Origin of the sequence: Agriterribacter sp., assembly GCF_035444585.1 — a bacterium.
Classification (GTDB): Bacteria; Bacteroidota; Bacteroidia; order Chitinophagales; family Chitinophagaceae; genus Agriterribacter.
On record NZ_DAOMOZ010000161.1, the window covers coordinates 1 to 11,199 of the forward strand.

9 protein-coding genes are annotated in these 11,199 nt (G+C 45.9%); 7 read left to right on the forward strand and 2 right to left on the reverse strand.

The features are described 5' to 3' along the window. Window positions 1-428, forward strand: a 428-nt coding sequence (locus tag PLH26_RS15695; protein ID WP_324586977.1) for an RNA polymerase sigma factor, incomplete at its 5' end; no start/stop codon positions are given. 86 nt (window positions 429-514) lie between these two features. Here PLH26_RS15695 and PLH26_RS15700 read toward each other — a convergent pair. Both PLH26_RS15700 and purQ read right to left on the reverse strand, forming a co-directional pair. After that, window positions 515-976, reverse strand: a complete 462-nt coding sequence (locus PLH26_RS15700; RefSeq protein WP_324586978.1) for a protein-disulfide reductase DsbD domain-containing protein — start codon at window positions 974-976, stop codon at window positions 515-517. A 74-nt stretch (window positions 977-1,050) separates the two neighbouring features. Beyond that, window positions 1,051-1,734: a phosphoribosylformylglycinamidine synthase subunit PurQ gene (purQ, locus tag PLH26_RS15705; RefSeq protein WP_324586979.1), complete on the reverse strand. Its 684-nt coding sequence runs from the start codon at window positions 1,732-1,734 to the stop codon at window positions 1,051-1,053. 190 nt (window positions 1,735-1,924) lie between these two features. Here purQ and murQ point away from each other — a divergent pair, with 190 nt between their 5' ends. The 6 genes from murQ to PLH26_RS15735 all read left to right on the forward strand — a co-directional run. After that, window positions 1,925-2,731, forward strand: a complete 807-nt coding sequence (gene murQ / locus PLH26_RS15710; RefSeq protein WP_324586980.1) for an N-acetylmuramic acid 6-phosphate etherase — start codon at window positions 1,925-1,927, stop codon at window positions 2,729-2,731. Between the two features lie 194 nt (window positions 2,732-2,925). Continuing rightward, the gene (locus tag PLH26_RS15715) at window positions 2,926-6,351 is read left to right on the forward strand and encodes a SusC/RagA family TonB-linked outer membrane protein (RefSeq protein ID WP_324586981.1); all 3,426 of its coding nucleotides are present in this window, start codon (window positions 2,926-2,928) and stop codon (window positions 6,349-6,351) included. An 8-nt stretch (window positions 6,352-6,359) separates the two neighbouring features. Further along, window positions 6,360-8,195 carry a RagB/SusD family nutrient uptake outer membrane protein gene (locus tag PLH26_RS15720; RefSeq protein WP_324586982.1) on the forward strand — a complete coding sequence of 612 codons (1,836 nt, stop codon included), beginning with the start codon at window positions 6,360-6,362 and terminating at the stop codon, window positions 8,193-8,195. A gap of 236 nt (window positions 8,196-8,431) precedes the next feature. After that, a complete protein-coding gene (locus PLH26_RS15725) occupies window positions 8,432-9,406 on the forward strand; it encodes an ROK family protein (protein ID WP_324586983.1) in 975 nt (324 codons plus the stop codon). Further along, on the forward strand, window positions 9,384-10,541 hold the full coding sequence (locus tag PLH26_RS15730; RefSeq protein WP_324586984.1) for an MFS transporter: 1,158 nt from the start codon (window positions 9,384-9,386) through the stop codon (window positions 10,539-10,541). Before PLH26_RS15725 ends, PLH26_RS15730 begins: the two co-directional genes overlap by 23 nt. Before the next feature lie 26 nt (window positions 10,542-10,567). Then, a partial coding sequence (locus tag PLH26_RS15735) for a sugar isomerase domain-containing protein (RefSeq protein WP_324586985.1) occupies window positions 10,568-11,199 on the forward strand: 632 nt, incomplete at its 3' end.

Sequence of the window (11,199 nt, forward strand, 5' to 3'; positions counted from 1 at the left end):
TTTTCCAGGATGTTTTTATCAGGGTTATTGACACCATCCGTAGTGGCCGTTACACAGAAGAAGGAAAGTTTTTACCCTGGGCCATGCGTATTGCCCATAACCTGTGCGTAGATCATTTCCGCAAGGTTAAACGTACGCCTGCTATAAAAACAGGTGACGACCGCGACATTTTTGAAGTGATCAATTTTTCAGAAGATGGAGTTGATCGCCGGATGATGCAGCGCCAGAGTCACGACCGCGTTCGCGAAATGCTTGATCGTTTGCCTGAAGATCAGCGCGAAGTGATCATTTTAAGACATTACGCTGAATTAAGCTTTAAAGAAATCGCTATGTTAACCGATTGCAGCATCAATACTGCTTTGGGACGTATGCGTTATGGTTTAATCAACCTGCGCAAAATGATGCAGGAAAAACAAATTGCATTGTAACATAGTAACATTTTTACGCATTGAAAAAGGGACCGTATAAAAAATATACGATCCCTTTTATTTTCCTGACCCCTACCCTGAATATTTTATCCCCCGATATTTATTTTGAATGGAACTTCTGCCGGCGGTAAGCATTCCTTATCATCACACACCATAAATTCTACAGAGCCGCCTACATTCGTTTTGATGTTCTTTTTCAATTTTACCAATTGTACAAATTCCACCTTATTTTCATAATAGTTTACATCGCCGTCCCATACCGCTTCGTGCTTACTGACCATTTTGCCAATTTCCTTTACTTTACCATTTAACACTATCAAAGGGTTGCGGGTAAAAGTGAATGAAGTGGCAACGGGGCCTTCAACACCTACGTTTTGGGCATACATATGGTACTTGCCGTTTATGTCAGCCGTGAACCGGATCTCATAGGTGTCGGCGGCAACTTTCTTAGACGAAAAATTCCAATCCACCATTCTGGCAGACCCGTCCTGTGCGGCAATGGCGCTTGCTAAAAATATAAGAACCGTAAATAATATAGTTTTTTTCATAATGCAAAACTTTATTTTAAACGCAGATGCCCGGTAAATTTCACACAAAAAGACTTAAATATTTGTCAAAAGTATCAATCCGCGGGTACAAGGATTTTTTCCGCACCAAGCAGATCACGCAATACTTTTCGACCATCGGTATTTCCGAGTGCTTCACTGCATGCTCTTTCGGGATGCGGCATCATGCCAAAAACGTTACGGGCAGCATTGGTTATGCCGGCTATATTGCGCAGGCTCCCGTTGGGATTGGCAGCAGGGGTTATTTCTCCCGATGCATTACAGTAACGATAGATCACCTGGTTGTTTTCTTCCAGCAGGTTGAGCGTTTTTTCATCTGCATAATATCTTCCTTCCCCGTGTGCCAAAGGGATTTTCAGTGGTATGCCGTCTTTTCCTTTTATATATACGTTCCGGCAAACGAATTTCATGTTTTCATTGCGCAACAGAACGCCGGGCAGCAAACCCGCTTCGCATAATATTTGAAACCCGTTGCAAACGCCTAAAACCTTTCCTCCCCTTTGAGCAAATCCAATTACGCTCTGCATCATAGCACTGAACCTGGCGATCGCCCCGCAGCGCAGGTAATCACCAAAAGAAAATCCCCCCGGCAAAACAATACAATCCTCTTTATTAAAAAGACTCAGATCTTTATCCTTATGCCACAGCTCAATCACTTCATGGCCAAGGTCTTCCCGCAACGCATAAATCATATCGCTGTCGCAATTTGAGCCGGGAAAAACAACTACTCCGAATTTCATACTTATTATATGGTAAGCTGCAAAGGTAGGTTGAAGAAAGGATATCACAAACCCTGGATAATGTGCAATAGGTTCTGTGATCTGCAATTAATTTTTACCATAAATGCTGTTTTATTCAGTATAACATCTATATTTATGCATGTTAATGCGTTTTTTTGTAAGAATTATACGGCTAAAATAAACGAATACAATGCTTACAACAGAAATGCCATCGCGTTTCGACGGTTTGGAGAAAATGACGGTAATGGAAATACTGGAAGGCATCAACCGTGAAGATCAGACTGTTTCACTGGCAGTGGCAAAAGCCATTCCCCAGATACATGCCCTTGTAACCGCCATTGTAAAAAGAATGAAAAAGGGGGGGCGTCTTTTTTATATAGGCGCCGGTACCAGCGGCAGGCTTGGTATATTGGATGCATCCGAATGCCCGCCAACCTTTGGTGTGCCCGACGACTGGGTTATAGGCATTATGGCCGGAGGGGATGGCGCTATAAGAAAAGCCATTGAATTTGCGGAAGACAACAAGGATAAAGCCATTGATGATCTGGAAGAGTATGCGATCAACAAATCGGATTCCATTATTGGTATAGCTGCCTCGGGAACCACGCCTTATGTTATCGGGGGTGTGGAAAGTGCCGGGAAATGCGGACTGCTCACAGGTTGTATCACCTGCAACCTCAACACACCGCTTGGAGCATCTGTACAATACCCCGTTGAAATAGTAACAGGATCAGAATTTATTACAGGCAGTACCCGTATGAAGGCGGGAACTGCTCAAAAGCTTGTATTAAACATGATCTCAACAGCAGTGATGATACAATTGGGCCGGGTAAAAGGGAACAAAATGGTAGACATGAAACTGAGCAACAACAAGCTGATCGCCCGGGGAGTAAATATCGTTATGAAGGAACTGAATGTTGACCGGCAAACGGCAAAGCAGCTTATAGCAAAAAACAAAAACGTACGAAAGGCCCTGGAATCCGGGAAGCAGGCTTGAGTGACAACAATTGCAGCTATCTAATGTTTTTTGCATTTTTAATCTGTTTTTTGCAGGTTATTGCATTTTTATATTTACCTTGTTGGAAATTGATCCGTTAAAACAAACCATTTAAAAAATTTTAGCCATTGCCGCTTTAAACCGGCAACAGCAAATATAAGTTTCCATTAATCTTTATCACTAAAACGATTGCTATGACCAGACTTCAGCGCTTCTTGCTCCTGACAGGCATTCTGCTTTGTCATTTGTCGCTGCCGGCACAGGAGATAACCATAACCGGCCGCGTCGTATCTAAAAATGAAAAAGAGCCGCTCCCCGGTGTATCGGTAACCAATATTGCTACCAACAGCAATACACTCACCGATGAAAACGGTAACTTCCGCATTACTGCGCAAACCGGACAAAGGCTAAGCTTTTCTTTTGTAGGATTTAAAACCACCTTTGCTACGATAGCCACCGGCAGTGCGCTCAGTATTGAGCTTGAAAGTGCAGACAATGTGCTGGGTGAGGTAGTAGTGGTTGGATATGGCACGCAAAAAAGAGGGAACCTTACCGGCGCAGTTTCCACCATTGATGTGCAGAAATCTGTACAGAACAGGCCCATTGCTGATGTAGGCAGGGCAATGCAGGGTGGGGCACCCGGGTTAAGCGTTACCGTGCCCAGCGGTGAAATAGGCTCTGATCCTATTATCAGGATCCGCGGACAAATGGGTTCTTTCCAGGGTGGCGCTTCTCCACTGATATTGCTTGATAACGTTGAGATACCCAGCATACAACTCGTAAACCCGAATGATATTGCCAATATAACCATTTTAAAAGACGCGGCAGCAGCTTCTATTTATGGTTCAAAAGCATCCTTCGGCGTAATACTGATCACCACCAAAAAAGGCGCCGCCGGCGGTAAGCCCCAGGTGAGCTATACAAACAACTTTTCCTGGCAAAATGTATGGAAAGACCTGGAGATGGCACGCGTGAACGGCTTAAAGTATACTGTTGACGCTGCAGAACGTGTAGGCACTTTTACTCCAACAGGCGCTTTTTACTATGTAGACAGGGGAAGCTATGAAAAGGCGGTTGCATGGAATGAAAAGTATGGCAGCACAATAGGTAAAGATGACCCTACGGTTTTTGGAAGAGACTGGTTTGTGCAGGGCTCCAATCAAAAAATGGGTACGCGCACATACGATCCTTACGACTATATGATAAAAGAATGGGCTCCCACGCAACAGCACAATCTCTCATTCGGGCTTACCACTGGCAAAACATCTTATAATCTGGGATTGGGGCTGCTGGATCAGAGCGGTATGATAAAGCCCGCTAAAAAAGACCGGTTTACGCGATATAACGCTTCTCTGAAAATATCCAGTGAGATCAACAAATACCTCACCGTAAGGGGTGGCGCATTGTATTCAAGAAGAAACAAAGAATATCCCTATGTAACCAGTTCTACCACTGCCGATCCCTGGCTGTACCTGTATCGCTGGGGACCTTTATATCCCTTTGGCAATGACGAGAACGGCGATCCCATCCGCAGCCCGGTAAGCGAAATGGCAGCAGCCAATACCGCGAATATCCTGCAGAATTATACAAACATGAGCCTCGGCGCCACCGTAAATATATTAAGCAACTGGAAAGTAGATTTTGACTATACCTACACCAACCAGGAGGAGTTGTGGAAGCGCCCGGGCACCAGGTACACTGCCCGCAATTCATGGGTTGCACCAAAAGCCAGGGTTGATGCAGATGGTAACCAGGTGTATGTAAATGATGCAGGACAGGTAGTGTCTGCTACTGACCCCGGAGCTATAGCGGCTTACGATTTGTCGTACGATACCTATACCTCGTATGGCGCAAACCCCGACCACCTTGCCAGAACGGCTACCAATTTCCTCACCAATACCATCAATGCCTATACAACGTATAACCTTGATTTAGGCAGTGATCACAGGTTTAAATTCATTGCAGGTTTGAACCGTGTTACAGCTACAACCGAATGGCAGTTTTCACAGATCACTAACCTGTCGGATATAACAAATCCACAGTTTAATTTCGGAACAGGCACCCAAACCGTTGACGGTGATAAATTCTGGGAAGCACAGTTAGGGTATTTTGGCCGCATCAACTATGCTTTCAAAGAAAAATACCTCCTCGAAGGTAACCTTCGTTACGACGGCTCCTCGAAGTTTCCGACAGATCTGCAATGGCGTTGGTTCCCTTCATTCTCTGCAGGTTGGGTAGCCAGTGAAGAAACGTTTATGGAATGGACCCGCCCCGTATTGAGCTTCCTTAAATTCCGTGGCTCATGGGGTTCTATCGGGGATCAAAGCGTTCCCAATAACCTGTATATAGCAATAATGCCCAGCGGACAATCTACATGGATCGGCGGCAACGGGGCAAGGGTAAATTATGTGGGTTCTCCGGCCGCTGTTGCTGCAAGCATACGCTGGCAGGATATTGTAACCACCAACTTTGGAGTAGATGCAGGGTTTTTAAATGGCAGGCTCAATGTGAATTTTGATATCTTCCAGAGAAATACCAACAATATGATCGTGCCTGCAGAAGGCATTCCTTTAACCTTTGGCGCAGGTGCTCCCCAGAGCAATTACGGCACGCTGAAAACCAAAGGCTGGGATCTCGGTCTTTCTTTCAACCACAGGTTTGAAAACGGATTAGGCATCAACATCAGCGGTAATCTTTCTGATTCAAAAACCATTTTAGCTGCCTATGGTTCAGGCACCCAGGTTACAGGAAACTATAATGGCAAAGTGATAGGCGAAATATGGGGATATCGTACAGACAGGCTATATCAGGAAGATGATTTTGCGCTTGACGGTTCGGGCAATCCGGTGCTGATCACATTAACGGATGCAGAAACCGGGCTGTATACCGGACGACAGGCTTTCCAGTTGAAGCCCGGACCGGATGGCAAGAAGCCGGTTTACCAGGCATTTTTACAAAATTCTGCCAACTTCAGGTTTGGCCCCGGCGATGTGAAATTTAAAGATGTGAACGGGGATGGAGAGCTCAATAATGGCAAGGGTACATTAGACGACCACGGTGATCTGGAAGTAATAGGCAATTCCAATCCAAGATATGAATACGGCTTCAGAATAGGAGCTGATTATAAAGGTTTTGATATCAGTGCGTTTTTCCAGGGTGTAGCCAGCCGTAAGATCTGGGGACAGGGCTTCTTAAGCATCCCCGGCTTTCAATCTTCGGATGGCGCCATGCCGGAGGCCATCGCAGGCAATTACTGGACACCCGAAACGCCTGACGCGTTTTATCCCGCTGCTTATAACAACGCCGGCGTCAATACAACCAATAATATGCAGGTGCAGGACAGGTACCTGCTGAATATGGCCTATATGCGCTTGAAAAACCTCACGGTAGGGTATTCTTTGCCGCAAACATTGCTTAACAAGGCACACATCAATACTTTAAGAGTATATATAGCGCTGGAGAATTTTATCACATGGGATCACCTAAAAGGGCTACCTATTGACCCTGAAAGCATAAGCGGCTATTCCATGTGGAATGGTTCCAACTACAATTCGGGCCGTACAGGCACAGGCGTGCCGGCTTTTAAAAGCTTTTCTGCAGGTCTTCAATTAAACTTTTAAACTCGATCATGATGAAGAACATAAAATTAATATATAGTCTGGCGGCAGTTATCCTGTTGGCAAGTTGCAATAAAAATATACTCGACCGCCCTCCTTTGACCAGCTATGTTGACGAACAATTCTGGAGAAATGAAGATGATATCCGTATGTATGTCAACAGCTATTATCCTTATTATTTCAGTGGGTACAATACGTCTTTCACCGCCGATTATACGCCGGTAAGAGGCTATACGTTTTCAGACGATCTTACCGGCAAAAACGTGCAGGCAGGTTTTGAAAGCAGTGTTCCAACGTCGAGGGGATCCACATCAGAAGCGGCAGCATGGCTGCAAACCTATGCAGGGCCTACCTGGGATTTTGCATGGGTAAGAAAATCAAATATTTTACTTGACCGTCTTGAAAACGTGGCCAAGCCCAACATTTCTGAAGATGCTTACAGGCACTGGACAGCGGTCGCCCGGTTCTTCAGGGGATTTGAATACAGCCGGCTGGTAAGTGTTTTCGGTGATGTTCCTTATTTCGACAAAGTAGTGGCCGATGATGACCTGCCTGGTTTATACAAAGACAGGGATGACCGCGGGGTGGTAATGGATAATGTGTATGATGATTTCAAATATGCCTTAACCAATATACGCGACAATGACGGCACACAGCTCCTGAACAGGTACATAGCTGCTGCATTCATTTCCAGGTTCATGTTGTTTGAAGGCACTTACCAGCATTATCACGGAATAGACGCCGCGAGAGCAAAAAAATACCTGGAGTTTGCAGTAGAGGCCGCTGAGATAGTAATGAGCAGCAACAAGTATAGTTTTGGAAGAGATTTCAAATCATTGTTTTCTTCAGAAAGCCTGGCAGGTCACCCCGAAGTGCTGTTGTACAGGGTATATGATGCGGCATTAACGGTAACCCACTGTATAGGTTCTTATTCAAATGGAACAGAAGTGGTGGGTGTGGATCCTAATCTTGTGCTGATCAAATCATTTATTGCCAATGACGGGAAAGTATGGCAAAACTCAGGTGTGCCTGATGTTGAAAGCTTTGAGATCGCCGACCTGGCAAAAACGAGAGATCCGCGGTTTGAAGCTTCATTTGTTGACAGGGCGCTTACTGCTTCCGCCACGCTTTTGTATGGCTATAAGTTCGCATCAAGAGACGCAATAACCTATATAGGCAAAACCTATCCCGCTGCCTGGGGCAGCAATACCAATACCAGCGATGCGCCTGTTATGCGACTGGCAGAAGTAGTACTGAACTGGATAGAAGCAAAAGCGGTATTGGCAGAATACCTCGGTGGCAGCCCGGTTACCCAGGAAGATATTGATAAATCAATTAACGCTATACGCCTGCGCCCGCTTGATGCGGCAGCTACCGACAAAGGTGTGCAACAAACAGCGCCATTGATGCTAAGTGCACTGCCCGATGATCCGGACAGGGAGGCAGATGTGCCGTCTTTGATCTGGGAAATACGCCGCGAAAGAAGAATGGAGTTTGTATTTGAACATACAAGGCTTTTAGACCTGAAAAGATGGGAGAAGCTTGACTATATGGATTTCAGCACCAATCCCGATTATTTCCTCGGCCCCTGGGTAAATGTGCAGGCTGAAGCTTCGGCTTATTTAACAGATACCTATATTGGCAGAACAAAGGTTAAGCAATCGGATGGTACAGTCATCACCTATGATGGCAGCAATGCCGCTTCGCTGGTAGGCTTCTGGATGGTGGACAATGCACAAAACAGGAATCCTTTCACGGATCAGGCTTACCTGGCGCCTGTAGGGCAGTCCCAGATCATTCAATACGAAGAAAAAGGATATACCCTTACCCAAACTACGGGTTGGTAGACCCCTAAGAAAAACAACATTGGGAAATCCTGTGTAACCATTATACAAAAGGTGCTGTCTCAAAAGGCGGGTCTTAGTGGCAAAACATAACTTTTGAGACAGCACCTTTTGTATGTGATATACCCTGAAACGCCTGGTCCTTTTATTCAATTGCTGCCAACATTTAATTTAACTTACATACTCCAAAAACATCCGCCCTTTATTGCTTTTACTGTTCATTAAAAACTATATGTACTATGGCTGTACTTGGCATTGACCTGGGCGGGACCAAATTACTGGCTGGCGTGTTTTCGGAAAGCGGCGAATTATTACATAAGGAAAAAGCAGAGCTTGAAAACAGGCAGGGCGCCGAACTGGGCGCATTTATTACTCAAAAGATAAACATACTGCAAGCGGAATGGCAGCAAAAAGGTAAAAGCATACTTGCTGCAGGCGTAGCTGTGCCCGGCATCAGTAACCCGGCAAACGGTACCGTATGGGCGCCCAATATACCGGGATGGGAAGCATACCCGCTTTGGAATGAATTGCGGCAAAACTGTAAAAGCACCGGTATTACCATTGATAACGACCGCTCGTGCAGCCTTTTGGGAGAAATATGGAAAGGAAATGCACGCCAATGCAGCAACGTTATTTTTCTTACCGTAGGCACAGGAATAGGTGCGGGCATTATGGCCGATGGCAATATCATAAACGGAGCCCGGGGTATATCCGGAGCTATCGGGTGGATGGCATTGACCACGCCTTTCAGGGAGGAATACATATCATGCGGCTGCTTTGAACAGCATGCATCGGGAGAAGGCATTGCCAAATCGGCCCGTGAACTGCTGCAGTCAGAAAAAATCGCAACCAGCATGTTAAGCCGTATTCCCTTAAAAGACATTAAAGCCCATCATGTATTTAATGCTTACAGCTACGGCGATCCTGCCGCCATAAAAGTGATCAGGCAATGCATTCAATACTGGGGGATGGCATCGGCCAATCTCGTAAGTCTTTTTAACCCCGAAAAGATCATTTTTGGTGGAGGTGTATTTGGCCCGGCATTGCAGTTTTTACCCGACATCATGGAGGAAGCCCGCCGTTGGGCGCAGCCCGTTAGCATTAAGCACACAAAGTTTGAGCCTTCGGCATTGGGCAACGAAGCGTGTTTGTACGGCGCCGCATTTTTAGCATTAAAAAATATACAGAACCATGATCCCGGCAGCATACAATAAAACAACACTTTTCATTTCTGCATGTTGCGGCTTATTGCTTTTTGGCATCGCACTGCTAACATTGGGCAGCGTATCGCAGGGACTGCAGCAAAATTTTGCATTGGATAAGCGGGAAGCGGGAACCTTGTTTGCCATCCTGCCTGCGGGATTGCTTACAGGATCGCTTTTTTTTGGCCCTGTATGCGACAGGTACGGGTATAAAATATTGCTGGTAAGTGCCTGCCTGTTGCTGGCAGCAGGTTTTACAGGTATTGCTTATTCGCCATCCACCGGATGGCTTCAACTCTCCATCTTTATTTTCGGATCTGCCGGCGGTATCATCAACGGCGCTACCAATGCCGTAGTTGCCGATATAAGCAGCGAATACAAGGGCGCCAACCTCAGCCTGCTGGGGGTGTCTTTCGGGATCGGAGCGCTGGGCCTGCCATTCGTGCTCGGCATATTGAAGCAATATTACAGCTACCCCGTCATTCTTTCGGGCGCAGCCGTCACCGCAGTTGGCGTTGCATTGTTTTACCTGCTCATCCGCTTCCCTTCACCCAAAATAACACAGGGGCAGCCTTTGAAAAAAAGCTTCGGTTTATTGAAAGATATGGTGCTGCTGCTGATCGCTTTTTATCTTTTTTGCCAGAGCAGCCTTGAAGCGATCGTAAACAACTGGACAACTACTTTTTTGATTGAACAAAAAAGCCTTTCGGAAGGCAATGCACTGTACGCACTTTCGGCTTGTGTAGCCGGTATGACACTGATGCGCCTGCTGACAGGAACTGTTTTTCGTAAAATAACTGCCAGGAGCATTTTGTTGTTTTCTTTCGGCTTGTTTCTTTGCGGGATCGTTGTGTTACAAACAACAGCATCCTTTATTACTGCGCTTTCGGCGCTCCTGCTGCTTGGGGCGGGCATAGCCGGAGGATTCCCTATCATGCTGGGGCTGGTGGGCAGCCGTTATACCGCTTTATCGGGCACCGCATTCAGCCTGGTGCTGGTGATCGCCATCACCGGCAATATACTGGTTAATTACTTTATGGGCATGGTGGCGGAAACCTATGGCATACAACATTTTATTACTCTGCTGTATGCAGAGCTTGGCGTAATGGCAGTGCTTTTCATTTTCATTTTTAAAAAAATAAATTAAACTTTCATCTTTAAAATTTCATACTCATGTTAGCATTGGAATGGCTTAAAAATGCCAGGGACATTATGACCCGGATCGAAAATACACAATTGGAAAACATACAGAAGGCAGCGGCAATCATGGCCGACAGCATTGAATGCGGCCGCTGGGTGCATACTTTTGGGTGCGGTCATGCTACCTTACCCATTGAAGAAATGTACCCGCGGATCGGTGGATTTGTGGGCTTTCATCCCATTGTAGAGCTGCCGCTTACTTTCTTTACCAATATTACCGGGCAAATGGGCGTACACCAGTTTGTATTTTTAGAAAGAGTGGAAGGATACGGTGTGGAAATAATGAAAGGACATACATTCGATAAGCGGGATACCATGTGGCTGTTCTCTCATTCGGGCATTAACAATGTAAACATTGATGTGGCCCTGGAGGCAAAAAGGCAGGGCATGAAAGTTATTGCATTCGGGTCTGCGGCAGAGGCCAAAGGAAAGCAAACCCGTCATTCAAGCGGTAAAAATATTTTTGAAATTGCCGACCTGGTAGTAGATACCTGCGCGCCTGCCGGCGATGCCAGCGTGCCTTTAAAAAACCACCAGGATAAAATAGGGCCTGTTTCAACCATGGCCTTTGTAACCTGTGTGTGGATGACCGTTACTACCGTGGC

Excerpts from the sequence above, each read along its gene's own strand:
- PLH26_RS15730 (WP_324586984.1), top strand. The coding sequence starts at position 9,384 with ATGATCCCGGCAGCATACAATAAAACAACACTTTTCATTTCTGCATGT.
- PLH26_RS15700 (WP_324586978.1), bottom strand. The coding sequence starts at position 976 with ATGAAAAAAACTATATTATTTACGGTTCTTATATTTTTAGCAAGCGCC.
- PLH26_RS15720 (WP_324586982.1), top strand. The coding sequence starts at position 6,360 with ATGATGAAGAACATAAAATTAATATATAGTCTGGCGGCAGTTATCCTG.
- PLH26_RS15715 (WP_324586981.1), top strand. The coding sequence starts at position 2,926 with ATGACCAGACTTCAGCGCTTCTTGCTCCTGACAGGCATTCTGCTTTGT.
- purQ (WP_324586979.1), bottom strand. The coding sequence starts at position 1,734 with ATGAAATTCGGAGTAGTTGTTTTTCCCGGCTCAAATTGCGACAGCGAT.
- murQ (WP_324586980.1), top strand. The coding sequence starts at position 1,925 with ATGCTTACAACAGAAATGCCATCGCGTTTCGACGGTTTGGAGAAAATG.
- PLH26_RS15725 (WP_324586983.1), top strand. The coding sequence starts at position 8,432 with ATGGCTGTACTTGGCATTGACCTGGGCGGGACCAAATTACTGGCTGGC.